This is a genomic window from Hymenobacter mellowenesis, assembly GCF_030581005.1.
Lineage (GTDB): Bacteria > Bacteroidota > Bacteroidia > Cytophagales > Hymenobacteraceae > Hymenobacter > Hymenobacter mellowenesis.
Map to the genome: position 1 here is coordinate 97,098 of NZ_JAUQSX010000014.1, position 25,529 is coordinate 122,626.

The window sequence follows — 25,529 nt, forward strand, 5'->3', positions numbered from 1 at the left end:
GCTTAAGCCAGTTAGGGCTTCCTAGAAATCCTCGTCGAGCGAGAAAACGTTGTCGTTGCGCTCGCTCATCACGCCGGCTTTCTGGTACTCGGCCACGCGCTTCTCGAAGAAGTTGGTTTTGCCCTGCACCGAAATCATCTCCATGAAGTCGAAGGGGTTGGTGGCGTTATAAATCTTACCGCAGCCCAACGACACCAGCAGACGGTCGGCCACAAACTCGATGTACTGCGCCATGGTCTTGGCATTCATGCCAATGAGGCTCACCGGCAGCGCGTCGGTCACAAACTCCTGCTCAATCGTCACCGCGTCGCGGATGATGCTTTGCACGCGCTCCGTGCTCAGCTTGTTCTGCAGGTAGCTGTAGAGCAGGCAGGCGAAGTCGCAGTGCAGCCCTTCATCTCTCGAAATCAGCTCATTGGAGAACGTCAGGCCCGGCATCAGGCCGCGCTTTTTTAGCCAGAAAATGGAGCAGAACGAGCCCGAGAAGAAGATGCCTTCCACGGCCGCGAAGGCGATGAGGCGCTCAGCGAAATTCTCGGAGTTAATCCACTTCAGGGCCCACTCGCCTTTCTTCTGCACAGCGGGCACGGTTTCGAGCGCGTTGAAGAGGTAATCCTTCTCCTTGGGGTCCTTGATGTAGGTGTCAATCAGCAGCGAATACGTCTCGCTGTGAATGTTTTCCATCATAATCTGGAAGCCGTAGAAGCAGCGCGCCTCGGGCATCTGCACCTCCTGCATGAAGTTCACGGCCAGGTTTTCATTCACGATGCCATCAGAAGCCGCGAAGAAAGCCAGCACATGCTTTATAAAGTGGCGTTCGTTGTCGTTCAGGCCGTTCCAGTCTTTCTGGTCCTGGCTCAGGTCGATTTCTTCGGCCGTCCAGAACGAGGCCTGCGACTTCTTGTAGTACTGCCACACTTCATCGTTCTGGATGGGGAATAGCACGAAGCGGTTGGGGTTTTCGGCGAGGAGCGGCTCCATAATTTCTCAGAATGTTTAATAGCGGTTTTCGGCGGGGAAAGAGGCAGGCTAACCCCCAACAGCGACCGGATGTTTGGCCTGCGCGCAGGAAATGCGGTTGGCCTTCCAAGTTCAAATATAGGCCCGTCCGGCAGGCGAATGGCCCAGGTTTCCGGCTTTTTTATTCGTTATTTTTTGGCTAAGTCCCCGCCGATTTCCGGCCTGCTACCCCTGGGTTTTCCACAAGGCACTGGACCGTGCCCCAACCAAAATCCACTCAAAATCAGTCAGTTTTAGTTGAGTTGTCCACATTTTACGTGTGGATAAACCTACTTGTCCCCAAAATACTGTATTGTACGTACGCACTCACGCTATTTTCTTCATCTGCCGCTAACATGACGGTAACGGCGCCAGGAACTGATTCAGCCGCATTTCTAGGGGGCAGGACCGGGCCAGCTAATGACGATTAAGAACTTAGGCTTGGAAATCCCAAATCAAAGTCGTACTTTTGCCTTCCCATTTCAGAAAAACCCGCGAAAGCTGATGTACGCAATTGTTAACATAGCTGGCCAGCAGACCAAGGTTGAGGCCAACAAATTCGTTTACGCTCACAAACTGGCCGGCAATGTTGGCGACACCGTGCAACTGGGCAACGCCCTGCTGACCGATGACAACGGCACCATCACCGTCGGTGCTCCCGAGCTGAAAGTGGCCGTAACCGGCACCATCATCGCCCATGTGAAAGGCGATAAAGTTCTCGTCTTCAAGAAGAAGCGCCGCAAGGGCTACCAGAAGATGAACGGTCACCGCCAGTCGTTCACCAAAGTAATGATTAACAGCATCGGCTAGTTTTTAGCCTTCGTTTGTTATTTAATTCTCTATTAAACCAGCCGCTTCCGGCCATTTGCCGGCAGCTTTAGCTTCAATACCATGGCTCACAAGAAAGGTGTCGGCTCGTCCAACAACGGCCGCGAATCACATTCGAAACGTCTCGGCATCAAGATTTTCGGGGGTCAGGCCCTCGTTGCCGGCAACATCATCGTGCGTCAGCGCGGTACCAAGCACCACGCCGGCGAAAACGTAGGCATGGGCAAGGACCACACGCTGTTCGCTCTCGTCGACGGCGAGGTTCAGTTCAAGAAAGGCCGCAAAGACCGTTCGTTCGTAACGGTGTTGCCCCGCGAAGTCGTTTCGGTTCCGGCGTAATTGCTGCTCCACTAGCACTGAAAAGGGCTGCTCCTACCGGGCAGCCCTTTTTGCGTGTGGTATCGCTTGGCGGTTGGGTTACTTGCGTGGCCGCTAATGATTTACCAAGTACACCCGCAGGTTTACCTGCGAGGCTACGGTCCAGGGCGGTGATATTTTGGAGTCGCTGGCGTAAGCGGGCGGCGCTACGATGCCGATGCCGACATTGAAGTCATAGAGCAGGCGGCGGCTTGGGCCGCCGTGCTGGGTGCCGCACAGGGCAAAAACGCCCGGCGTGACGCGCCCTACGGTCAGGTTGCGGCCACGGCGCCCGCCACGGCCGATTTGGGCCAGCTCGGCATTGCCCTCCAGGGCCAGGTAATTGCCCCAGGGTTCGGGGTGAGCTGCCGAGCTACTGGCGGCGGGTTGATTGAAATAGTAGCGGGCACCGAGTGCGAGGTCAGTGGAAGTGGTGGGGAGCTGGGCCCGGCCGCGCCGGCCGCGGGGCCCGCGCCCGGCCGCAAGGTCGGCCTCTAGCTGACTGTAGAGGGCAAAGCGGGGATTTAGCCGGTACTCCAGGCCCATCGATGAAGGCAGCACCAGCTGCCAGCTTTGCTGGTCGGGCAGGTAGAAAAGGTGGTTGAGGCGCAGGCCGCCCTTGAACATGAGGCGGGGAGCGTTGGGCAGTGCCGGGGGCGCTTCGGCTTGCGCCGGCTGAGCAGCTGCGGTAGCCAGTAGAACCGGCAGCAAGCCCAGACTCAGTGTAAAAAGCTTTAGCGTGCGAGCAACCAACATGAAGCAAGGAAGGGACGAAGCTAAACAGTCAGAATAAGGCAGGCAGCCGTTGGCTTTCCACCTTATTTCCAATGAGTAAGCAATATCGCAAACGCTGCGCGAACTTTCCTGCGCAACTGGCTCAATGCAGCTGCCCGCCAAGCCTAACGCCGAAAAAACCCGCCGAAATTGAGTTGAGCCGCCAAGCAGCGAGAATGCGAAGCCTCTCCTACTTAAGCCAATGGCAAAGGGTTCAGCGCATAAAGCACGGGTTTGCTGGGGCTGGCGTCTAGCTCCAGGCTGGTGATTTGCAGGTTGAGCAGGTAGAGGCCGTCGGCCACCTCGTCGGGCACGAAAATCAGCTCGGTGATGGTGGCGCTGCGGCGGGTCTGCGCGGGGTATTGCCAGAAGGCATGGTGGGCCAGCAGTTCCCCGCCGTCCTCTTCGCGGTCGACGCTGGGCAGGTCGAGCAGGAAGTGCTGGATGTTGTATTCGACCAGCCACTCAGCCAGCGCGGGCTCGATATAGGTGGGGTTGGTGCCGGAATATTGGCGGGTGCGTTTGGCCTGTGCATTGGGCAGGGTGCGCAGGACGAGGGCTTCGGGGATGGAGCGGTCGGGCTGGGTGGCCAGGGCGGCCTGCAAGTCGGCCAGCAGCACCACCAGGTCGCCGTTGGGCTGGGACACTGGGGCCACGCTCACCAGCCGGGCCACGAACAGGAAGCGGCGCAGGCACTGGTTGAGCGTGACGGCCGGGTCGGGCGAGATGTGGCCGTAGCACTCGGTATGGGTGCCGTTACCGTGGGGCGTGACGTGGATGCGCTGGTAGTTGGTGCTGCCGCCCAGCGCCACACTGCCCACAAACGTGCCCACCCGAATGGTATCAAACTGCACCGGCTCGGCCCAGAAGCAGTTCACCTGGCCGGCGCCGGGCGCCAGGGGCAACGAAATATCGATGGGCGCGGCAGGGTCGAAGCTGTAGGTGCGGCCGGCGTAGGGATAGGTGGGAAGCATGAGCGGTGAGCGGTTGATAATAGGCAGTGAGCAAAAGAACGTCATACAGAGCGCAACGAAGCATCTCTGCCGCAATAGCAAACTCAATTGATTGAATTAGTGCTGCGGTCAAGATGCTTCGCTGCGCTCTGCATGACGTTCTTTTGACTTTACTCAACCGTTGTCAACTCATTCAGAATCCGGCTGATTTCGGCGGCCTGGCTGATGATGATGAGGTGGCCACCGGGCAAGGCGTGCTGGCTGAGCGCCGCGCCAGCGGGCAGAAGCCGGTCGGTGGTGCCGTGGATGCGGACGACGGGCAGCCAGGGCCGGCCGGGCCACTCCAGCAGTCGGGCAATGGCCCAGCGCGTGAACACCGCGTCGGTGTCGCGCAGGATTTGCCGGAGCAGGCGGTACTCGCCGCCATTGCGGGCACCGAAAAACCATTGGGCCACGCGGGGCAGCAGCGGCAGTAGCCGGGCGGGCACCAGGCGATGGAGGCCGGTGGTGCGGGCCAACCGGCCCACCCAGGGCAGCTCACGCGGACTTATAAAGCTGGATATCAGCACCACCCGGGCCAGGGGGCGTAGGGCGGCCACCTCCTGCGCCAGCACACCGCCGAACGACACGCCCACCAGCCAGCAGGGCTGCGTGGCGGGCACGGCCACCGCGAGGCGGGCGGCGTAGTGCGGCAGCAACTCGGCAGGGCTTTGCGGCGGCAGCCAACGGAGCACGTGCACCGTGCCGGACAACTGCAGGAATTGAAACACCCGCTCATCGGCGCCCAGCCCGGGGATGAGGTAGAAGACGGGCAGACCGGCGGCCACCGCTTAGGTATCGAGGCGCACGAACACGCCTTCGAGGTAGAAGATGTTGTGCGGCTGGGGGTCGTCGGGGCCTTCCTCGCCTTCGGCTTCGTCGTCTTCCAGAGCGGGGTAAGTCACTGACAGTTTGAGGGCCACACTGGGCAGCGGCACGGGCGGCTGCTCGTCGGAGTTGTATTCGAGCAGGGCGGGCCATTGCTGAGCGGCCAGGGCATCGGCGACTTCTTCCTGCAGTGCGTCGGCGCGGTTGTGGGCCAGGCTCAGGAGCGTGTCGAGGGCTTTGAATGGCAGGGCGAGGTGGAAGAAATGCGTGTCGTTGTCGAACAGCGTGGTGGCCCACACGGTCACATCGTCGGTGTTATCGAAGACGATGGCCACGACGTGAATCTGCTCCACGAAGAAGTCGGCGTCATCGGCAATGCTGTCACTCAATAACTTGACCACAGATTTAACGGATTTTAGCGGATTGAAACAGATTATTTGTGGTTCTGCGCAAATGTATAAGGAAGCTGCCGGTTGTTGGGCTATCGAATTAAACCACAGCTAATCCGTTGAAATCCGTTAAATCTGTGGTCCGGTTTGAAATAGCTCCAGCGTGATGTGGTCGGCTAGCAGCTTGCCCGCGTCGGTCAAAGTAAGCACTTCGTTCTGGATGCGGGCCCAGCCGTTGGCCTGCAGCTCAGCCAGGTAGGGGGCGTGGGCGGCCTGCACGTCGAAGCCGAGGTGGGTGCGCAGGTGGGCCAGGTCGCAGCCGCGGGCGGTGCGCAGGGTGGTGAGCAGGTACTCGTTGGCACGGTCGGTGGCGGTGAGAATGTCCATTGTCACGGGCACTTCGCCGCGTTCGAGCACGGCGGCCACGTACTGCGGGTTGTTGGGCAGGGTGAACTGGCGGTTCTGGCCGTCGTAGCTGTGAGCGCTGGGGCCGAGGCCGAGGTAGGGCACGCCGCGCCAGTAGTTACCGTTGTGGCGGCTTTCGCGGCCCGGCCGGCAGAAGTTGCTGATTTCGTATTGCACGTAGCCGTGGGCGCGCATAGCGGCCAGCAGCATCTCGAACTGGGTGGCTACGAATTCGTCGGGCGCCGCCTTGAAGGTGCCCTTCTGCAGCCGGTGGCCGAAAGCTGTGCCCGGCTCGATGGTGAGGGCGTAGGCCGACACGTGCGGCACACCCAGCGCGAAGGCGTTGGCCAAATCGGCCTCCCAGATGTGGTGGCCCGGCGCGGGCACGCCATAAATCAGGTCGATGGAAATGTTTTCGAAGCCCGCGTCCTGGGCGAGGTGCACGGCCGTGGTCGATTCCTCGGCAGTGTGGGCGCGGTTCATCATCCGCAGATGCGGCTCGTAAAAGCTTTGCAGGCCGATGCTGAGCCGGTTGACGCCGGCGGCGGCCAGCTCTTGCAGCTTGGCGGCGCTGAGGTCGTCGGGATTGGCTTCGAGGGTGATTTCGGCGTCTGGGGCCACCGGGAAATGACGGTGGATGGCGGTGAAAATTTGGTTTAACTCTTCGGCCGTGAGTAGCGAGGGCGTCCCGCCGCCGAAGTAGATGGTTTCCAGCACGGTATCGCTGCCGAGGTAGCTGCGGCGCAACTCCAGCTCCCGCACAATGGCTTCGACCAAGCGGCTTTTCAGCCCCAGCGAGGTGCTGAAGTGAAAGTCGCAGTAGTGGCAAGCTTGCTTGCAGAAGGGAATGTGGAGGTAAAGGCCAGCCATAAGCATGCGAATGCGCAAAGGCATCTTCCAGTGCCAGCCAGACGCAACGCGGCCGGCTTCATCGGCTGACTGTCGAACGCCGGCCGCAAAGGTAGATGGCCGAGACGCCACCGGCGCCTTGCCCACTGGCCCTTGCGGACCGGCGCGACAGCTCAAGCACCGTCAACACGCTCCTGGTCAGTTGCGTTTCGCCCAGCCGCTTAACTGAAGCATCTTGTCACTACATTGGACTTCCTCATCAGCTTCTCCTTTCCAACAATCTGGCTATGAAACCTATGAAATTTACTTTCTACCTCTTCCCATGCGTATTTCTGGCCCTGTTGTTAGTCTTCGGGACACGGAGCAGCGCAGCCCAGCAGCTCGACCCTCGGTTTGAGCGCACCCGCCTTACGCTGCCCGCTATGACGGACAACGCAGCCGAGCAGGCCGATGGCCGTTTGATTGTTTCCGTTATCCCGCCCGCCGTGATTTACAACGGCCGGCCCCGGCCCAGCATCCTGCGCCTAAACCAAAGCGGCTTACCCGATACCACCTTTGGCGCGCACTGGCTGACCAGCGGTGGGGCAACGCAGAACATGCGGGTGCTACCCAACGGCAAAATCTTGCTGGTGGGCGGGGCAGCGTCCATCGTCGAATCGCTCGGGGGCCTCGACCTGGCCAGACGCACGGGCGTGATTGTGCTGGAACAATCCGGCGACCTGGACCGGAACTACTATTACCGTGAAGGCGGCGAAGCCTCGTCCGGAGCGGTGCAGCCCGACGGCAAAATACTGATTGGGGGCAGTTTCACTTCGTATAACGGCCAGCCCGCGCACGGGCTGGTGCGCCTGCTGGGCAACGGGCAACTCGACCCCTCGTTTCTAATCAACCCGGCCCAGGCCGGCTTCAACGGCGAAGTGAACACCATTGAGGTGTTGCCAAATGGAAAAATTATGGTGAGCGGACGCTTCACCACCTACGCCTCGATGCCGATGGTGCACCTGGCGCGGCTGCTGCCCGATGGCCGCCTCGACCCGACTTTCGACGCGCACCTGAATGCGGCCGACTGGTTTCAGTCTTTTGCCGTGCAGCCCGATGGCAAAGTTGTTATCACGAATGCCGAAGGACCGGTGGGCCGGGTGCGGCGCCTTTTGCCCGATGGCAGCGCAGACCCTGGCTTCGTCACCACCAACTCCATGTCCTACTTCGGACTGAACCAGCAAGTGGACCACGGCGTGACGGTGCAGCCGGATGGCGGCATCCTCATTGCCGGCGGCATTCTCGGCTTCAACGGGCAAAACAGCTCGGGACTGGTGCGGCTGTTGCCCAACGGGGCCCCCGACCCCAGGGCTTCGCTGGGGAACGATTTCGAAGGCGTGCTTACGGCCATTTGCCCGCTTCGGAGCGGCGGTGCGCTGGTTTGCGGTGCTTTCACCACGTTCCATAATCGGCCGACCGGTATGTTCAGGCTGACCCCCACGGGCCAGATAGACCCGGCTTTCGCGCTTCCCATCAGCGCGCCGGGCAGAATCAGTGCCTCGTTGCTGCTGGCCAGTGGCAAGACGGTGGTGGCCGGCGCTTTCAACAGCATCAACGGCGTTCCCGCCACCAATCTGGCGCTGCTCAACGACGATGGAAGCGTGGACGTGGCGTTCACCAGCGCCCTGCCGCTCTTAAACGCCGAAGTGCAGGCCCTGGCGCCGGGCCCGCAAGGCACCGTGTATGTGGGCGGGGCCTTTTATGACAGCGCGAACCCATCCCTTCGCCACTTGCTACGCCTCAATGCCAATGGCATGCAAGACCCCACTTTCGACGCCCACCTGACCAAGCCGTTGTACGGGCTTACCACCGTGAGCACCCTGGCTTCCTATCCCGATGGCCGGCTGCTGGTGGGCGGCAGCTTCCCGTATGCATCCCCCCAATTGTTCCGGCTGACGGCTCAGGGCAACTTTGACCCCAGCTTTGCGCCGGATTTCGGCCCGGCTCCCCCCTACGTCACGTACGTCAGTCTCGTGGCGCTGCAGCGTGATGAGAACGTGGCCGTGGTCACCACGGGCAACACGTCGTGGCAGATAAAGGCGTCGGGCGCCCTATCGGGCACGCACAATTCCACCCCGCGCTACGTGCGCGCCATCACGGTGCAGCCCGACGGCAACATCCTGGTAGCGGGTGATTTTCCGTCGTTCGCCGGTAGCAAGCGCGGGTTAATTGCGCGGCTGCTGCCTTCGGGCGCCCTGGATACCTCGTTTGATGCCGGCCCTTTTGTTCAGCCGAGCAGCGGCCCCCCCCAGGTTACGGCGTTGGCCGTGCAGTCCGATGGGCGCATCCTCTGCGCCGGCTTCTTCAGCAGCATCGCCGGGCAAGACCACCACGGCATTGCCCGCTTGCTGGCCAACGGACAGGTAGACAGTTCTTTTGGCGACAAGGCCCCGGTAGCTATGGCCGCGTCTTTCCTGGCCATTCATCCCAATGGCCGCCTTTTGGTTGGGGCCTCGGCTCTCGATGCCAAAACTAATCGGCCGCTTACGCAAGGGCTCACCAGCCTCATCATGCCGGGGCTGACCGGCGCCGCCCCGGTCGGCGCGTTGAAAAGAACTTCTCCCGGCATGAGTGTATTTCCCACGCCCGCTTCCCAAACGGTCACGGTTGAGGGCGACGAGGGCGCCACCCGCGTGGAAGCCCGCGTGTATGATGTGTACGGCCGAATGGTGCTGCAAGCCTCAGCCACGGCCGCCCGCTTAGACCTGTCCGTGAGCAGCCTGGCGTCGGGAAATTATGTGGTACACATTAGCACCGACTCCGGCACCACCTACCGAAAAATGACCGTGCAGCATTAACCATGTAAGCGGACCGGCATGCTTCACTTGGACCCGGCTGCAGGAGCGCATCCTACTAAAGCAAGAAAACCAAGGCCTTGCTTCTTCTAACGGCGGGCCCCTGAAGAAAGCCCTACTCGGATGGGTACCCGTAGTGGGCACCCATCCAAGCAGGGCTTTTTTTAGGAGGCCTGCACTTGGCAGGCATTCAGTTCCTGGTGCGGTTATTCGACCAACAGCTGCCGGCTGCTGAGGCCAGCCCGCACGATGTAGACCCCGGCGGGGAGGCCGCGCAGGTCGAGCGGAGCTTCCAGGGTGCCGGCCGGGGCGGCGTAGCGGCGCACCTCGCGGCCCATCGCGTCGAACAACTGCACCGGGCCCGTGCCGGCGACCGGCAGGCGCAGGGTAGTGCGGCCGTGGGCGGGGTTGGGGTACAGCGCCAGTGGCTCGCGGAGTAAGCTCGGGGCCACGGACAAGAGGGCAGGGTCGGCCAGCACGCCAATGGCCGCCGACGTAACGCCAATGGGCCCGGTCAACACGTTGCTGCCGAAAGCGGCCAGAGGCGTAGCACGGCCGCCCACCACTACCCGGCCCCCAACCAGCGCGAGGCCCTGGAAGTCATCGGTATAAAGACCACCGGCGGCTTGTGCCCAGGCAATGCTCACGCTGGAGCCACCATCGGCCAAGCGCAGCACTAGCCCGTCGGCGGCGCCAGCGGCTTGCAGCAGCGTGCCGCCCAGGGTCACGGTGCCGCCGAAGGATGTGGCGACGTACACGCCCGTGCCGTTGGGCGCGGTCTGGTACACCACGCCGGGCAGCAGTTGCACCCAGCCCAGGCTGAGGCCGGCGGCGCCGTTGTCCAGCACTTTCAGCACGAAGCCAATGCCGGTTCCGGTGGTGCTCACACCCTGCCAAACGGTGCTGTTGGTGCTGCCCGACACGTACAAGGCATTGCCCTGCTGGCTCATGCTTACCACAAACTCGGGCCCGGCGCTGCCGGCCTGCACCGCGCCCGTGAAGCTGCTCGATGTGCCCGAGTCCGTGAGACGGGCCACGGCCACGTCGCCGTCGTTGTTGATGCTGGACAGGGTCGTGGCCCCAAAGCTGACCGTGCCGTAGAACACCCCGCTCAGGTACACCGTCGAGCCGCTGACGCGCAAGCCATACACGTTGATGCTGTTGGCGAAAGCCGGGCCCGTGGCGTTGCCAATGCCCTGGGCCCAGCCAAACGAGGCCGTGCTGCCGTTGTCGACGAGCTTGGCCACGTAGCCATCGTCCTGGCTGGCGTTGCTGCTCAAGGCCGTCACTCCGCCAATCTGAAGCGCAGCGCCGGTGAAATCGCCGCCCACGTACACGTTGTTGCCGCTGGCGGTGAGGGCTTCCACAAACGTCCCGCTTCCGTCATCAATCAACTGCGCCCACGTGAAACCGGCGCTGGAACCGGCGTCGGTGAGCTTGGCCACGTAGCCGGTAATCGAACCCGGAGATGAGGCCGTGAGCGTAGTGCTGCCCAGCGCAATGGTCTGGCCGTTAAACTGCCCAGCCACATACACGCTGTTGCCGCTCACGGCCAGGCCGGCATAGGTATCCTCATCGCCCGCCCCGCCGGCCCGCACGGCCCACACGTAGCTAGCCGTGCTGGGATTGAACTTGGCCACGAACAAGTCGCGCCCGCCCACGCTGGTGAGCGTGGTGCCGCCCAGCGTGATGGTGCCGCTGAACTCCCCGGCCACCACCACGGTGCCCGCCGCAGCAGGCGCCGCCCAGCGAATGGAGCTGGTGCCGGTGCTGCCCGCCGCGCTCTGCCAGGTGGGAGCTGTATTGGTGCCTACCGTGAAGCTCACCAGCGCATTGCTGTTGCCCAGGGGCGTGGCCACTTCAATGGGCCCCGACTGCGCCCCGGACGGCACCACCACCCCGCTGATTTGGGTGCCGGCGGTATTCACGATGAAGCCCCCCGCCACGACGTTGTTGGTGGTGCCGGCAAAGGTGATGGTAGAGGTCCCGGCCAGGCCCTCGCCGTACAGGGTAATGGTGGTACCCAACGGTCCGGCGTTGGGAGCCGCGAGGGTCAGCAGCGGGGCCGGGTCGGAAAGAGTGGCCACGAAACCGGGCCGGACGCCCGCGCTGGCACTCACGCTGAGGCTGCCGAAAGTGGCCGGGGCTGCTACCTGCCCGGCAACATACCAGGTCCGCGTGTCGAGGCGCCCCACGCCCACGGCGTTATCGGCCCCGGTGCCACCGGCCTGCTGCGCGCCCACGAAAGTGGCGCTGCTGCCCCGGTCGGTGATTTTGGCCACCAGCACGTCGCTGCCGCCGGCGCTGGTGAGGGTGCGGGTGCCCAAGCTGGCCGTGCCGCCGAACGTGCCGGCCGCGTACAGGCTGGTGCCGTACAGGGCCAGGGCATTGACGCTGTTGGAGGCATCGGTGCTGGTGCCGCTGTTTTGCAGCGCCCAGGTGAAACTGGCCGAAGTGCCCGCGTCGGTGAGCTTGCTCACGAACAGGTTGGCCACGCCCGGATTGGCGAGCGTGGTACTGCCAAAAGAAGCGCTGGCGCTACGGTAGCTGCCGCCCACATACACGCTGGTGCCGCGGGCCAGCACAGAGCGGGCGTAGTCGTCGCCGGAGCCGCCGGCCCGCTGCGCCCAGGAAATGCTGCCCACGTTGGCATAGCTCAGCTTTAGTACGAACAGGTCTTCGCCGCCGGCGCTCGTCAGGGTGCCGCCGGGCACGGTGTTAGCGGTGCTGTTGAAAGTGCCGGCCGCGTACAGGGAACTGCCGCTGAGGCTGAGCGCCGTCACGGCATCGCCGGCCAGCACCACCGGGGCCGGCGTGGTGGAAAGCGTTGCACTTGTGGCCGAGTAAAGAGCCACGAAGCCTCCCGTTCCCGCCAGAGTGTAGGCGTCGAACGAGGCATTGCCCCCGCTGCTGCCCCCGAGGTAGAGGTAGGAATTGACCAGGTTGGTGAGGGAGGTGGCGTAGTCATTGGCCGTGCCGCCCGCCCGTTTGGCCCAGTTCACGGCAGGCGTGCCGCCGGCCGACTCGTTGAGGCGGGCCAGAAAGATGTCGCTGTTGCCCGCTTGGGCATTGGTCAGGGCGGGGCGGGCGCCCAGGGTCAGCGTCTGGCTCACGAAATTGCCGGCCACGTACACGTAGGGGCTATACACCGCAATGGCCGTAGCCGCGTTGCGGCCGGTGGTGGCGCTGCCGGTGCCCTTCAGGGCCCAGGCAAAGCCGCTGCCGGGGTTCCACTTGGCCACGAACAGCTCCTGGGTATTGGTGGTGCTGAGGGTGATGCTGCCGAAGGTGGCCGTGCCGGCAAACCCGCCGGCCAGGTACACGTTGCCGCTGCCGTCGGTGGTACTGGCTTGCACCTGCACGTCGCCGGCGGCGGCCACGGCCGCCTGCCAATCGGGAGTTTGGGCCTGGGCTTGCCAGGCCGTGGCCAGCCATAAGAACAGGAGCAGCAAGCCGCTGCGGCCACACTGAGGTAGAGTGAAGGTCATAATGCGTTTTTTGAAAGTAGAAGGATGACAATGAGGAACAAACATAGCGACTGAAGCATCATTATCGGCTGCGCCATTCCCGGTTTTGCAAAGCGCCAAATCCGTGTCCTGTCCCCATGGCTGGCAGTGCAGACGCGCACCAGCGCCCGACAAGAAAGCGACGGCGCTTTCCAAATTTCTGCCGGGTGGCCAGCCGGGCGCTGGCGCCGGTTTTATCTTCGGGAAATTAAACCGTGGCATTTGCGTTATGCTCCCCGAATGACTACCCGCTGGCTGTGCTTCTGGAGAATACTGCTGTTTGCCGGGCTGGCCCTGCCGTTGGCCGCCCGCGCCCAGACGCCCGGCCTTAACCCCAACGCCCCCAATCAGCCCGGCCTGGCCTCCCCGCCCCTGCCACCGCGTGCGGCCCCGCCCCTGGCGCCGGCCCAGCGCCGCGCCCTAGCCCACCCGCGCGTGCTGCTGCTCGAGGCCGAAGGCGCTGACCGCGCCATCCTACGGCGTTATAAGATGCCGGCCACCGTGCCCGATTCGCTCACAGCGCTGCGCGAAGTGCGCGAGCTGGTGCTGGCCCTGCAAGCCGCTGCCTACCTCACGGCCTCGGCCGATGAGATGCGCTGGAGCCGCGACACGGTGCGCGCCCGCCTCTACGTGGGCGAGGCATTTAGCTGGGCCTACCTGCGCAACGGCAACCTCGGCGACGGCCTGCTGACGCGCGCCGGCTACCGCGAAAAGCTGTTTCGCCAAACGCCGTTCCAGCCCGCCGACTGGGCCCGCTTGCAGGAGCGTATTCTTACGGAAGCCGAAAACCAGGGCTTCCCCTTCGCCACCGTCGGCCTCGATTCGCTGCAGCTCAGCGGGCACGCCATTGCGGGCCGCGTGGTGCTCAAGCGCGGCCCGGCGGTGGTGTTCGACTCGCTGCAAATTGTGGGCAACACCAAGACCAAAAAGCGCTTCCTGACCAAGTACCTGCAGATTTTCCCGGAGCAGCCCTTCAGCCAGCAGCGCGTAGCCGCCGCCGCCCAGCTGCTGCGCCAGCTGCCCTACCTGCGTCTGCGCGCCGAGCCCGAAATCCGGTTTGCCCGGGGCCGCGCCCGCGTGTATTTGCTCATCGATGACCGGCCCAGCAACCAGTTCGACGCCATTGTGGGCATCCTGCCCAATGCCAACGCCCAGCAGACCGGCGTGCAGTTCACCGGCGACGTCACCATCAACCTGCGCAACATCAAGGGTGGCGGCAAGCAGTTGGGCCTGCAATGGCGCAAAACCGACGCCCTCTCGCAGCTGCTCGATGCCCAGTACGTGCACCCCAACTTCTTCGGCACGCCGCTGGAAGTGTCGGGCACCTTCAACCTCTACAAGCAAACCGACGCCTTCACCACCGTGCAGCCGCGCCTGCAGGTGACTTACCCCACGGTGCGCGCGGGCCGCATCAGCTTTTTCGCCGAGCAGCGCAGTTCTTCGCTCGACTCGCTGCGCGACACCACCGTGCTGCCCACCAACCTCGACTCGCGCTACACGGCCTACGGCCTGGCATACGCCTGGACCAGCCTGGATGACCTGTTTTTTCCGCACCGCGGCTACTTGCTAAACGCTCAATCGGCGGTAGGCACCAAAACCATCATCCAAAATGCTCAGCTGAGCGCCGAGCTTTACAACGGCATTCCCATGCAATCGACGCAGTACACGTTTGCCGTGCGAGCCGAGCGCTACTTCCCCGTGAAGCGGGCCGGCGTGCTGCTGGTGCGCCTGCGCACCGAGGGCTTGCTCAACCCGCGCCTTTCCACCAACGACCTGCTGCGCCTAGGCGGGCTGAACTCCTTGCGCGGCTTCAACGAAAACCAGTTTTACGTCAGCTCGTTCGCGCTGGCCACGGCCGAATTCCGCCAGTTTATCGGCGCCGATTCCTACGTGTTTTTGTTTGCGGACCAAGCCTATCTGCGCCACGATGCCGTGGATGAAAAATTCGGTGACCAGCCCACCGGCCTCGGGGCAGGGCTGAGCTTCCGCACCGGCGCGGGCCTGTTTCAGTTCGTGTATTCGGTGGGCCAGGCCAGTAGCATCAACCAGAAGTTCGCGCTGAACGCCTCCAAGATTCACTTTGGTCTGACCAGCCGGTTTTGATGCCTGTGAGCGGGCAATAGGTGCCGAATACCCGCCATTTTGTCGCCTTTTTAAGCGCCGAAAAATGGTTTTATGCCAGCGTGGCCGACATTGCTGAATTTGGATAAAAATGACGGCCAATACGGCTGATTTTCAGGCACACTAAGCCTTAATTCAGATTGGTACATCATTTGTAATAGATGGTCTGAAGCCGACGCCTAAAACCCGGCTCCCAACCATGAAACTCATCAGCCCGAAATTCATCCGTTCCATTGCCCCGCAGCTCGATTTGCTCAACACCATCGGTGGCGGCGTGGCCCAGCCCCAGCTCCGCGTCGACCAGCGTCCCAAAGGCGTGATTCTGCGCGTGGCTATGCCCACCGTGCCGGCCGACAGCTTCCGCGTGGTGCTTAACCAGCAGAAGCTCACTGTGTTCGGCGAGTACCGCCACGAGCCCGACGACCAGCTGGCCGCCCCCCTCTTCGTGCAAACCCTCGACCTGCCTAACAACCTCGACCTGGCCCGCATCGATGCCGTGCACGAAGGCAACGAGTTGCAGGTCCGCATTCCCTTCCTCAACCCCAGCGACCAGCAGCGCGAAATCGACATTCGTCACAATTAATTTCGGGTTTCAAACCGAATTAATTTCGCTGACTATCTGTTAATTAAATATCCATAACGCCGGGACCGACCGGCACCGCAGTCCATCGATAACGCCGGGTCCGACCGGCCACTTTCCGAGTCTTCTGGTTTTCACCATTGAGCCACCGCCCGCAGCGGTGGTTTTGTTTTTTTGGGCGCTGAACCTCTCTTTTTAGAATGTCATGCAGAGCGCAGCGAAGCATCTCGCATGCTTCAACTAATTACTGGTGGCGGGCAAGATGCTTCGCTGCGCTCTGCATGACGTTCTTTTCCATCGTCACCTACCCAAACAGCGGCACCAGTAGCACAAAACTCATCAGCAGTGCCAGGTAAAACCAGCCCATCACCTGGCCCCGGTAGTGCCGCGGCAGCCGGTTGCTGAGCACCAGCATGGCCGCGATGACCAACGCCAAGTGCGACACGAAAAACACCATCGTTTTCAGCCAGTTGCTCACGATGGTGTTTTCGGGCTGCATCTGGTTCGATTCGCCCAGTCCCGAGGTGAGGTACTGCAGGCCATAGAAGGCCACGGTTTCGAAGGCCACAAAGAGCAGCAAACCAATGAAGAGCGATTCTTTCGAGGATTTCGGCGATACGTCGGCCATGGCGGTTAGGGGCGCGGGCGGCCCTGCACTTCGGCCGAGCGGGCCTTAATGTACAGTTCCTCCACCTTGGTGCGGGCCCAGGGCGTGCGGCGCAAAAAGGTGAGGCTGGACTTGATGCTGGGGTTTTCGGCGAAACAGTTCATGCGCAGGCGCGCGTCGAGCTCAGGCCAGCCGTAAGCGGCCACCAAATACTCCAGAATAGCGGCGAGCGTGACGCCGTGCAGTTCGCTGATGAGGTGGCCGGATTCGTCGCGGGCGTCGGCGGCGCGGAGGAAAGACATGGCAAAGGCGGATGGTGCGAAACGCAAAGTTGGCGAAAAGCCGCCGGCCGGGGCACGACGGGGCCGGGTCCGTCGTTATTTTTGAGCCGCACCGCCCATGCCGACCCCCTCCCCCACCCGCCGCGCCCCCGCGCCTGCTCCGCCCCGCGCCCCCCGCCAGGCCTGGCGTAGCGTGCTGCTGGCCGGGCTGCTGATGGGGCTCACGGTGGGCGGCTACTATTACCTGCGCCACCAGGTGCAACTCAACCGCTACGCCCGCCGGGCCTGGGCCACGCTCACCCAAGGCGGCCTCACGGGCCGCGAGAAAACACCGCTGCTGGCCGGCTACTCGGTGCACGGCATCGATGTGTCGGCCTACCAGGGCCGCATCGACTGGCCCGAGGTGGCCCGCAACCGGGTGCGCTTTGCCTTTATCAAAGCCAGCGAGGGCGCCACCATGCGCGACGCCCGCTTTGCCCGCAACTGGCGCGAGGCCCGCAAGGCCGGCGTGCTCTGTGGGGCCTACCACTACTTCCAGCCCAACCGCGACGGCCAGGTGCAGGCCGACCTCTTTGCCCGTACCGTGCCCCTGGCCCCCGGCGACCTGCCCCCCGTGCTCGACGTGGAAGCCGCCAATTTCCACGACGTGGCCGTGCTGCGCCGCGAGGTGGCCCGCTGGCTGCGCCTCATCGAGGCGCACTACGGCGTGCGGCCCATTCTTTACTCCAACCACAGCTTTTATAAGCGCCACCTGGCCGGGCATTTCGATGCCTACCCGCTCTGGCTGGCCCACTACGAGGTGGAGCGCCCCGCCATGCCCCGCAGCAAGTGGATAATCTGGCAGCACTCCGACGAATCGCACGTGCCCGGCATCCGGGGCGTGGTCGATTTCAACGTTTTTCAGGGCAATTTCAAAGACCTGGAGGCCCTGCGCGTGCCGCCTGCCCCGGCCCCAGCCCCGCCCAAAGCGCTGAAGTCCAAATCCCGGCATCGCTGAAACCCGAAAAAGCCGCCCGCCTGCCGCTTCCGGAGAAGCGCGCAAGCCGGGCGGCTTTTTGCGTAGCGAGGTGGTTGGCTTACATTTTATCTTTGGCCATCATCTTGCCGTCCTTCTTCATGGCCTTGCCGTCTTTCTTGGCCATCTTGTCTTTCGAGCCCATTTTGGCGTCCTTCTTCATCATCTTGCCGTCGGCTTTCTCCTCTTTTTTCATCATCTTGTCATCGCCCTGCTGCGCGTGAGCCGCCAGGAAGGTGCACGAAAGAGCCACGGCCGAAGCCAGTTTCAACAGGTTTTTCATGGTTTTGAGTTGGTTGAAAAAGTTGGTGTTGGGTGAGAAACTCGGCCGAAAGGTTATCGCAAATGATTAATTTTAGATGAAGCAGAATCACAAGGCCAAAATTCTATACGCCACCTTCTTACGATGCCTGTTGTGGCTGCTGCCGGGCCTGTTTTTGCTGGCCTCCTGCGGGGGCAGTCGCAACGCGGGCAATGGCAGCACCAAAGCCCCGCGCGGCACCTACACCCAAACCGGCCTTGGCTCCTACTACGCGGCCAAGTTCAATGGCCGGGCCACGGCCAGCGGCTCTACCTACCGCCCAGGCCAGATGACAGCGGCCCACAATACGCTGCCCTTCGGCACGGTCATCCGGGTCACCAACACGCGCAACGGCCGCTCCGTCGATGTGACTGTGACGGACCGGGGGCCGCACACCAAGGGCTACATCGTGGATGTGTCGCGCCGCGCCGCTGAGCAGCTCGACATTGTTTCGGCGGGCGTGGTGCCGGTGCGCCTCGTCGTCATCAAAGCCGCGCCGTAGTCCCGTTTCTTTGTTTTCCGAAACTGTTTCTTTTGCCATGAACATCCGTAAAAAAGTCCGCTGGACGCTGCCGCCCAATACCAACCGCTACGCCGCCCTCGACCTGTGGGTGCCCGCCGCTGAAGACGAAGGCTGGTCGGAGACTGAAGTTCAGCACGTTATCGACGAAGTGGTGGAAGCCGACAACGATGCCGCCGGGCTCGAAGTACTGGCCTGGTACACGGCCTCTTAGCCGGCAGCTGCCTAACGCCGTCTTCCACATCTTGTGCCCCTCGGACTCTGCCGCTTGCGCCAGAGTTTGAGGGGCTTTTTCGTGCCATTTCAGCGGGTATTTCAGCCGAAAAATGGCAGTCGCCAAAACGCATTATAAAACTATGCCGCTAAATATTTTGATAAAATTTATATCGAGTCAATTCACAAAACAAGATTTTATTGTACTTTTGAACACAGTCTCTATTTGACAACCGCGAGTCGGGTTGCTGCGACTCGAAAACCAGAGACCCACTGCTATGAAAACATTCCGTATTCAATTAATTATCAGCACATTTATGATGCTGATAATCCAACTAAGCAACAACGCCCAGGCCGGTGCAATCGACAAACCGCTACTGGCAGGCCAATGGACAGGCCAGCTGACGGTGCCGGGCGGTAGTCGCCAGGTTTCCATTACCATAGCCGAACGGCCCGATGGCACCACAGTGGCCCTGCTGGATATGGCCGCCGCCAAGCTCAAAAACAGCCCCATGCGGGTGGTAAGCAGCCCCGACAGCGTGGCTTTTTATGCCGATAAAGCGGGCTGCCGGTTCGTGGGCTTGCCCGTGGCCGAAGGCAAGCGGCTGCGCGGCCAATGGCAGCAGCCCGGCTTCCGCGCCACGCTGGTCCTTGACCGCACTCCGACGGGTACCGCCCCGGCTTCTTCAGCGCTCAAAGGCAAATCGATGGCCTACAAAACCGAAGAAGTGCGGGTGAGCAGCCTCAGCAGCCCCAATCCCGAACTGGGCCTGGGCGGCAGCCTGAGTATGCCGCTCGGTGCCGGACCATTTCCGGGCGTGGTGCTCTTGGCCGATGGCAGCAAAGCCGAGCGCGCCGAAGGCACCTACGACCTGCTCGATGAACTGGCCGATTACCTCACGCGGCAGGGCCTGGCCGTGCTGCGACTGGAAGGCCGGGGCACGGGCCGCTCGGCCGCCATCCCGGCGGCGAACTCCCGCAACGAGCTGGTGGCGGATGCGCAGTCGGCCCTTGCGTTTCTACGCTCGCATTCGGGCATCGACCCGCTGCGGGTGGGCCTGCTGGGGCACGGCGACGGCGCCAACGTGGCCCTGCAGGTAGCGGCAGCAGCGCCCACGCCGGCCTTTCTGGTGTCGCTGGGCGCGGCGGGCTTGAGTGGCCAGGAGCTTCTGGCGCGTCAAACCTCGCTGGTGAATCAGCCGGGCGAGCCCGATACTGCCCAGTTGGCCTGGGACCGCAAAGAAATGCAGCTGATGACGCTGGCCCGCCGCGAAGCCAAAAAGCAGCTGGCCGCCGGCACCTCGGCCCAGCAAGTGCAGGTGCGCGTGGCCCAGGAGCAAATGCGCCTGAACGCCGAAGCCCAGAAACGCAGCGACGCGCTGTACAAGCGGCAGTACGCCATGCTGGAAATCATTCGGCAAACGCCCAACAATGCCCAGGCGCAGGCCATCGTGGCCAATATGCTGAAGCAGATTTACCCAAGCCTGCCATCGGCCACGGCGCAAAACCGGGCGGCCCAGCTCACCAGCCCGTGGTACCGCTCGCTGCTGGCCACCAATCCGCAAACCGACTTGGGCAAAGTGAGCTGCCCCACCCTCCTGCTACACGGCACCGCCGACTCGCAGGTGCTCACGGCCAGCAACTTGCCGCTGCTCGAAAAAGGCATGAAGGCCAACAAGCGCGTCAACAGCCAAAAGCTGGAAGGCCTGAACCATGATTTTCTGGCCCCGGCCAGTGCTCAGGCCCTGGCGGCCGGCACCGAGCAACACCCCACCGCTTCGGCCGATGCCCTGGAGGCCATTCGGGAGTGGGTGGTGCAGCAGGTGAAGATTTCGAATTAAGGCCAGGAAAACCTTACTGGGCCAGCGGCTGGGACTGAAACGCCTGTCGCAGCCACGCGCCGGCCAGCGCGGCGAGCCCGCCGCTTAGCCCGGCTACCAGGCCCGCCACCAACACCAGCGCCGGCACCGAGCCGCCCAGTGGCAGCAGTTCCGCCACGCGGTGCGCCAGCAGCCCGTCGTTTTGGTAAGTCAGCCACGCGGCGGGCAACAGCCAGCTAAGCGCGGCCCCGCCGAAGCCCGCCCAAAAGGCCACGCGGCCCGTGGGCGCAATGGCCAGCCCTACCACGAAGGCTACCACGGCCAGGCTCCACCACGGCAAGTCCAGCTGCACGGCCGAGGCCAGCACGAGAATGAGAATCGGTAGTAGCCAGGGGTTGCGCCAGTTCATGCGGGCAAGATAAGTCTTTGCTGAATACTGTCATTGCGAGGAGGTACGACGAAGCAATCCGTCCTGTCAAAACCAGACACGCCCTTTCACCAGAAAGCCTCGGCACTGCGCAGTGCCGGGGCTTATCACATTATCAGGCTGGTCGCTGAGAACAGACGGATTGCTTCGGCTCCGCCTCACAATGACAGGCACCACCTGCAATGACAGGCACCACCTCGCAATGATAACGACTACTCAGGCTGCTGCCAGCACTTCCGGGTCGTTGTTCGCAGGCGAGTTCACCCGCTTGCTGATAATGTATTCCTTCATAGCCGCAGCATCGTAGGGTACGAGCAGTTCCTGGTGCGCCTTCAGGCCCAGGCCATCGTCGAGCCAGGCCTGCTCGGCGGCGCGGGTGGGCAGGATGACGGGCATGCGGTTATGGATGTTGGCCATCAGCGCGTTTGGTTCCGTCGTGATAATGGTAAAGGTGGGGTGCAGCTCGCCGGTACTGCGGTCGAGCCACTCGTCCCAGAGGCCAGCGAAGGCGAAGGGCTGCTCGTCGCGCAGCAGGATGCGATGCGGCACCTTACCGGCTGGCGTGGCCTGCCACTCAAAGAAGCTGTCGGCCAGCACTAGGCAGCGCTTGCGGCCCAGCAGCTGCCGAAAGCTGGGCTTCTCGGCCAGCGTCTCTGCCCGGGCGTTGATGGGTTTGGGGCCGGCGCTGGGGTCTTTGCTCCAGTTCGGTACGAGGCCCCAGCTCAGGAGTTGAATCTGGCCGGGCGCGGCGTTGGTGATGATGGGCAGACGCTGGGAGGGCGCGGCGTTGTAGGTGGTTGGCGCCGGCTCGGTGAACGTGGCGTCGAAACGCTGCTCAACGGTTGGAGCCGGGACGATGAAGGTGTAGCGACCACACATGGCAAGGCGGTGATTTAGAATAAAAAAGAACGTCATGCTGAGCGCAGCCGAAGCATCTCTATCGCAAGGAGCAATCCAATCGGATTACGTTATTTGCGCGGTAGAGATGCTTCGGCTGCGCTCAGCATGACGTTCTGATTACGCCATTCGACCTGCTTACGCCTTATACAGCAGCTCGTAGTATTCCTTGGCCATGCGGCCGCTCTCGAACTCCGGTTCCACGTCCTTCATGGCGGTTTTCACCACTTTCAGGAAGTTTTTGGGCTGGTCGTAGTACAGCGGCAACACGGTGTTTTCGAGCACATCGAGCAGCGTGGTAGCCTCTTGGTCGTCCTTCACGTTCTCGGGCAAGGTTTCCTCGGCGTGGGCGATGAGGAAGCCGTTTTCGCCGTCCTTGCAGAACTCGGGAATCCAGCCGTCGGCGATGCTCAGGTTCACGCTGGCGTTCATGGCGGCGGTCATGCCGCTGGTGCCGCTGGCTTCACGCGGGAAGCGCGGCGTGTTCAGCCAGATATCAGAACCCTTTTTGAGGGCGGCCGACAGGCCCAGCTCGTAGCCGGTGAGCACGGCGCAGTTCGGCAGATTGGCAGTGCGTTTGATAATTTCATTGAACAAAGCCACTGCACCGAAGTCTTTCGGGTAAGGCTTGCCCGCCCAAATCATCTGAATGGGGCGTTTGGTGTTGCTGGCCAGTTCCACGAACCGCTCGAAGTGGCGCAGGATGAGGTCGGCGCGCTTATAGGCGGCGAAGCGGCGGGCCCACACGATGGTGATGACCTCGGGGTCGAAGACGTTGCCGGTCTGGTCGGCCACGATTTTAAACAACTCCTTTTTCAGTTCCTGCTTGCGGGCCAGCAGGTCGGCGTCGCTCTTGATTTTGAGGGCGGCGGCCAGCTGCGGGTCGCGCCAGTAGGTGCCGTTCTGGCTGTTGGTGATGGGGATGATGGGGCAGATGCCCTCAAAGTGGCCCCACATTTCGTTGGCCACGCGGCCGTGCACCTTGCTCACGGCGTTGGCTTTGCGGGCGAAGCGCAGGGCGGTGAGGGTGTAGTTCAGCGCGTCGCCGGTGCCGATGCGGGCCTCGCGGCGCACGGCTTCCTCCGGCATGGTGCCGAAGAAGGTCATGTCGAGCAGCAGCTTCATGGGACGCTCCTCGTTGCCGGCCAGTTCGGGCGTGTGGGTGGTGAACACCAGACGCTTCTGCACTTCGGCCAGGTCGCGGCCGTGCTTTTCGTAGAGGTAGAAGGCCAGCGGCAGGCCGTGGCCCTCGTTGAGGTGGTAGACGTCGGTTTTGCGGCCGAGCACGTCGAGCAGCTTGCCGCCGCCCACGCCCAGCAGGATGCTCTGGGCCACGCGGGCCGCCGCGTCCGGGTCGTAGAGGTGGTGCGAAATGGTGCGCGAGATGTAATCGTTTTCCGGGATGTCGGTGGTGAGGAAGAACATCGGCACGGTGCCGAACACTTCCGGAGCGAGATACAGGGCTTTCACATGCACATCAGCGCCGTGAATGGTGATGGGGAACACAATGCCCGTGTCCTGCAGAAACGAATAGTGCTTCTGGCGGAATTCAGCGCGCATGGTCTGGTCTTCGGCGCGGCCCTGGTCGTAGTAGCCGAAGCTCCACAGGATGCTAATGCCGACGAGGTTTTGCTTTAGCTCGAAGCCCGAGCGCATGTGCGAGCCGGCCAGGAAGCCCAGGCCACCGGAGTAGGTTTTGAGGGCCTGGTCGACGGCGAATTCCATCGAGAAATAAGCCGCCGCCGTCTTGTATTTGGCCGCGGGCGCATAGGGTTTGAATGTAAATGCCATAGAGGGGTATGGTGCCGGCTGGGGCTGGCAATGAAAGAAAATTCGGGGTGGAAAAAGAAATTTTTACAAGCTAAGCAATAGCTCAAAGAAGCCGCAATGTGCAAACGTTTCGACAAATAACGCGAAAAGCTCATATTAAGCTTGCGCTAAACGGCTTGCTCCCTAACGGCAAGCAGCGGAGCGGAGTTAGCGGACCCGCCCGGGAAGTTGTTATTTTGCCCCCTCTCCCCCCAACTATCCCTGTTTATTATGACATTTTCCCGCTTACTGCTGGCGCTAGCATTGCCCCTGTTAACTGCCGCCACCAGCCCCGCCGCGGTAGCCGCCACGCCACTAAGCAGCTCAGTTGCGCCCCCGGCCAAAGCCGCGCCCGGCGTCCGCATCGACCCTACCTATTGGTGGGTGGGCATGAAAAACCCCAAGCTGCAGCTGCTGGTGCACGCGCCGGGCATTGCCAGCGCCACGGCCAGCATGGCGGCCTACCCGGGCGTGACGCTGGAGGGCAGCCAGAAACTGGAGAGCCCCAACTACCTCGTTGTCAATCTCAACATTGCCCCCGACGCAAAGCCGGGCCAGTTGAAACTGAGTTTCAAAGGCAGCAAAACCCTGACCTACACCTACGAGCTACGCGCCCGCAACACCGACCCGCAGCGCACGCAGGGCCTCACCCAGGCCGATTTCATTTACATGCTGATGCCCGACCGGTTCGCGAACGGCGACCCGAAGAACGACGTGGTGAAGGGCACCCGCGCCCCCCGCATGGCCCGCGACTCGATGTACGCCCGCCACGGCGGCGACCTGAAGGGCATTCAGAACCACTTTGCCTACTTCAAGCAACTGGGCGCCACGGCCATCTGGCCCACGCCGCTGGTGGAAAACGACATGCCCAAGGCCAGCTACCACGGCTACGCCGTGACGGACTGCTACAAAATTGACCCACGCTACGGCACCAACGCCGAGTACCAGCAATTTGTGAAAGCCGCCCACGCCGACGGGCTGAAAGTGGTGCAGGACATCGTGCTCAACCACTGGGGCAGCTACCACCACCTCTTCCTCGACAAGCCAGCGGCCGACTGGTTCCACGCCTTCCCCAAGTTCACGCGCTCGAACTACAACGCCTACGCCCTGAACGACCCCTACGGCTCGAAGCGCGACTATCAGCTGTTCAACGACGGCTGGTTCGACACGACCATGCCCGACGTGAACCAGGGCAACCCGCTGGTGGCTACCTATCTCATTCAGAACTTTTTGTGGTGGGTAGAGTCGACGGGCATCGACGGCTACCGCATTGACACCTACCCGTATTCGGAGCCGAATTTCCTGATGCAGTGGGGCAAGGCCATTGGCGAAGAATACCCCAAGCTGGCGCTGTTTGGCGAGGCCTGGGAAGGCACCGAGGCCGAGCAGGCTTTCTTTGCGCAGAACATTTTCCCGCCCGTCAATGGCTTTAAGTCGAACCTGCCGGGCGTGCTCGATTTTCAAATCTGCTTCGCCGTTTTAGATGCGTTGAAAACCGAGAACGGCGACCTGAGCAAGCTTTACCACGCCCTGCAGGGCGACTGGCTGTACGTGGACGCCACGCGCAACGTACCCTTCCTCGACAACCACGACATGAGCCGCTTCTATTCGGTGATTGGCGAGGACTTCAACAAGTTCAAGACCGGCATGGCCTGGCTGCTGACGCTGCGCGGCACGCCGCAGCTCTACTACGGCACCGAGGTGCTGATGAAGAATTTCTCGAACCCCGACGGCAAGGTGCGCGAGGACTTCCCCGGCGGCTGGGCCGGTGACAAGACGAACTACTTCGTGTCGCGTCCCGGACAGGCCGGCGAGGCGTTCGACTACATCAGCAAGCTGGCCAACTACCGCAAGGCGCACCCGGTGCTGAGCAGCGGCAAGCTGATGCAGTTTATCCCGCAGGATGGGGTGTACACCTACTTCCGCTACAACGACGCCGGCGAGTGCGTGATGATTATTGCCAACAACACCAAGGAAACCAAGAAGGTGGACGGGACGCGTTTTGCCGAGCGCACGGACGGCTTTTCGTCGGGCGTGGAAGTGGTGAGTGGGGCGACGGTTTCCGACCTGAAAACGCTGAACGTGCCGGCCCACACGGCCTGGGTGCTGGAACTGCGGAAATAGCGCAAGGTTTCGCGAGGTTAAAAGAGGTTTCGCAAAGTCTGGCGTTGTAACTT

Annotated in this window: 23 protein-coding genes; 10 read left to right on the top strand and 13 right to left on the bottom strand. The window is 62.3% G+C overall.

What is annotated here, in order from left to right:
* Positions 1-21: 21 nt before the first annotated feature.
* On the bottom strand, positions 22-981 hold the full coding sequence (locus Q5H92_RS22240) for a ribonucleoside-diphosphate reductase small subunit (protein WP_305013767.1): 960 nt from the start codon (positions 979-981) through the stop codon (positions 22-24).
* A 522-nt stretch (positions 982-1,503) separates the two neighbouring features.
* Here Q5H92_RS22240 and rplU point away from each other — a divergent pair.
* Positions 1,504-1,809, top strand: a complete 306-nt coding sequence (gene rplU / locus Q5H92_RS22245; RefSeq protein ID WP_305013768.1) for a 50S ribosomal protein L21 — start codon at positions 1,504-1,506, stop codon at positions 1,807-1,809.
* 81 nt (positions 1,810-1,890) lie between these two features.
* Positions 1,891-2,166 carry a 50S ribosomal protein L27 gene (gene rpmA / locus Q5H92_RS22250; RefSeq protein ID WP_305013769.1) on the top strand — a complete coding sequence of 92 codons (276 nt, stop codon included), beginning with the start codon at positions 1,891-1,893 and terminating at the stop codon, positions 2,164-2,166.
* 93 nt (positions 2,167-2,259) lie between these two features.
* On the opposite strand, the gene Q5H92_RS22255 is transcribed toward rpmA, so the two are convergent.
* The 5 genes from Q5H92_RS22255 to hemW form a co-directional block, all read right to left on the bottom strand.
* Positions 2,260-2,940 carry a hypothetical protein gene (locus Q5H92_RS22255; RefSeq protein WP_305013770.1) on the bottom strand — a complete coding sequence of 227 codons (681 nt, stop codon included), beginning with the start codon at positions 2,938-2,940 and terminating at the stop codon, positions 2,260-2,262.
* 212 nt (positions 2,941-3,152) lie between these two features.
* Positions 3,153-3,932, bottom strand: a complete 780-nt coding sequence (locus Q5H92_RS22260) for a cyclase family protein (protein ID WP_305013771.1) — start codon at positions 3,930-3,932, stop codon at positions 3,153-3,155.
* A gap of 149 nt (positions 3,933-4,081) precedes the next feature.
* A complete protein-coding gene (locus Q5H92_RS22265; RefSeq protein WP_305013772.1) occupies positions 4,082-4,738 on the bottom strand; it encodes an alpha/beta hydrolase in 657 nt (218 codons plus the stop codon).
* Positions 4,739-4,741: 3 nt separating this feature from the next.
* Positions 4,742-5,179 carry a hypothetical protein gene (locus Q5H92_RS22270; RefSeq protein ID WP_305013773.1) on the bottom strand — a complete coding sequence of 146 codons (438 nt, stop codon included), beginning with the start codon at positions 5,177-5,179 and terminating at the stop codon, positions 4,742-4,744.
* A 117-nt stretch (positions 5,180-5,296) separates the two neighbouring features.
* Positions 5,297-6,442, bottom strand: a complete 1,146-nt coding sequence (gene hemW, locus Q5H92_RS22275; protein WP_305013774.1) for a radical SAM family heme chaperone HemW — start codon at positions 6,440-6,442, stop codon at positions 5,297-5,299.
* Between the two features lie 275 nt (positions 6,443-6,717).
* On the opposite strand from hemW, the gene Q5H92_RS22280 reads away from it, so the two are divergent.
* Complete coding sequence (locus Q5H92_RS22280) at positions 6,718-9,258, top strand: T9SS type A sorting domain-containing protein (RefSeq protein ID WP_305013775.1); 2,541 nt, start codon at positions 6,718-6,720, stop codon at positions 9,256-9,258.
* Between the two features lie 203 nt (positions 9,259-9,461).
* Here Q5H92_RS22280 and Q5H92_RS22285 read toward each other — a convergent pair whose 3' ends face one another.
* Complete coding sequence (locus Q5H92_RS22285) at positions 9,462-12,743, bottom strand: T9SS type A sorting domain-containing protein (protein WP_305013776.1); 3,282 nt, start codon at positions 12,741-12,743, stop codon at positions 9,462-9,464.
* Positions 12,744-13,001: 258 nt separating this feature from the next.
* Here Q5H92_RS22285 and Q5H92_RS22290 point away from each other — a divergent pair, with 258 nt between their 5' ends.
* Both Q5H92_RS22290 and Q5H92_RS22295 read left to right on the top strand, forming a co-directional pair.
* Entirely contained in the window at positions 13,002-14,864 is a 1,863-nt protein-coding gene (locus Q5H92_RS22290) for a BamA/TamA family outer membrane protein (protein WP_305013777.1), read from the top strand.
* 217 nt (positions 14,865-15,081) lie between these two features.
* The gene (locus Q5H92_RS22295; RefSeq protein WP_305013778.1) at positions 15,082-15,465 is read left to right on the top strand and encodes an Hsp20/alpha crystallin family protein; all 384 of its coding nucleotides are present in this window, start codon (positions 15,082-15,084) and stop codon (positions 15,463-15,465) included.
* A gap of 301 nt (positions 15,466-15,766) precedes the next feature.
* Here the strand turns inward: Q5H92_RS22295 and Q5H92_RS22300 are convergent, their stop codons facing one another.
* Both Q5H92_RS22300 and Q5H92_RS22305 read right to left on the bottom strand, forming a co-directional pair.
* Entirely contained in the window at positions 15,767-16,090 is a 324-nt protein-coding gene (locus Q5H92_RS22300; RefSeq protein WP_305013779.1) for a hypothetical protein, read from the bottom strand.
* A 5-nt stretch (positions 16,091-16,095) separates the two neighbouring features.
* Positions 16,096-16,371: a VF530 family protein gene (locus Q5H92_RS22305; RefSeq protein ID WP_305013780.1), complete on the bottom strand. Its 276-nt coding sequence runs from the start codon at positions 16,369-16,371 to the stop codon at positions 16,096-16,098.
* A 97-nt stretch (positions 16,372-16,468) separates the two neighbouring features.
* Between Q5H92_RS22305 and Q5H92_RS22310 the strand changes: the two genes are divergently transcribed.
* A complete protein-coding gene (locus Q5H92_RS22310) occupies positions 16,469-17,347 on the top strand; it encodes a glycoside hydrolase family 25 protein (RefSeq protein WP_305013781.1) in 879 nt (292 codons plus the stop codon).
* A gap of 79 nt (positions 17,348-17,426) precedes the next feature.
* On the opposite strand, the gene Q5H92_RS22315 is transcribed toward Q5H92_RS22310, so the two are convergent.
* Entirely contained in the window at positions 17,427-17,648 is a 222-nt protein-coding gene (locus Q5H92_RS22315) for a hypothetical protein (RefSeq protein ID WP_305013782.1), read from the bottom strand.
* A 76-nt stretch (positions 17,649-17,724) separates the two neighbouring features.
* On the opposite strand from Q5H92_RS22315, the gene Q5H92_RS22320 reads away from it, so the two are divergent.
* The 3 genes from Q5H92_RS22320 to Q5H92_RS22330 all read left to right on the top strand — a co-directional run bounded on the left by Q5H92_RS22320 (position 17,725) and on the right by Q5H92_RS22330 (position 20,240).
* Entirely contained in the window at positions 17,725-18,168 is a 444-nt protein-coding gene (locus tag Q5H92_RS22320) for a septal ring lytic transglycosylase RlpA family protein (RefSeq protein ID WP_305013783.1), read from the top strand.
* 37 nt (positions 18,169-18,205) lie between these two features.
* Positions 18,206-18,400, top strand: coding sequence for a hypothetical protein (locus Q5H92_RS22325; protein ID WP_305013784.1), 195 nt, complete (start codon positions 18,206-18,208; stop codon positions 18,398-18,400).
* A 277-nt stretch (positions 18,401-18,677) separates the two neighbouring features.
* On the top strand, positions 18,678-20,240 hold the full coding sequence (locus tag Q5H92_RS22330; RefSeq protein ID WP_305013785.1) for an alpha/beta hydrolase family protein: 1,563 nt from the start codon (positions 18,678-18,680) through the stop codon (positions 20,238-20,240).
* Positions 20,241-20,253: 13 nt separating this feature from the next.
* Here the strand turns inward: Q5H92_RS22330 and Q5H92_RS22335 are convergent, their stop codons facing one another.
* From Q5H92_RS22335 to glgP, 3 genes are all read right to left on the bottom strand, one after another.
* On the bottom strand, positions 20,254-20,628 hold the full coding sequence (locus Q5H92_RS22335; protein ID WP_305013786.1) for a hypothetical protein: 375 nt from the start codon (positions 20,626-20,628) through the stop codon (positions 20,254-20,256).
* A 234-nt stretch (positions 20,629-20,862) separates the two neighbouring features.
* Positions 20,863-21,525 (bottom strand): SOS response-associated peptidase, encoded by a 663-nt coding sequence (locus tag Q5H92_RS22340; protein WP_305013787.1) that lies wholly within the window; start codon positions 21,523-21,525, stop codon positions 20,863-20,865.
* Between the two features lie 156 nt (positions 21,526-21,681).
* Positions 21,682-23,334 carry an alpha-glucan family phosphorylase gene (gene glgP / locus Q5H92_RS22345; RefSeq protein ID WP_305013788.1) on the bottom strand — a complete coding sequence of 551 codons (1,653 nt, stop codon included), beginning with the start codon at positions 23,332-23,334 and terminating at the stop codon, positions 21,682-21,684.
* A 249-nt stretch (positions 23,335-23,583) separates the two neighbouring features.
* Here glgP and Q5H92_RS22350 point away from each other — a divergent pair, with 249 nt between their 5' ends.
* Positions 23,584-25,476, top strand: coding sequence for an alpha-amylase family glycosyl hydrolase (locus tag Q5H92_RS22350; RefSeq protein ID WP_305013789.1), 1,893 nt, complete (start codon positions 23,584-23,586; stop codon positions 25,474-25,476).
* Positions 25,477-25,529: the final 53 nt, after the last annotated feature.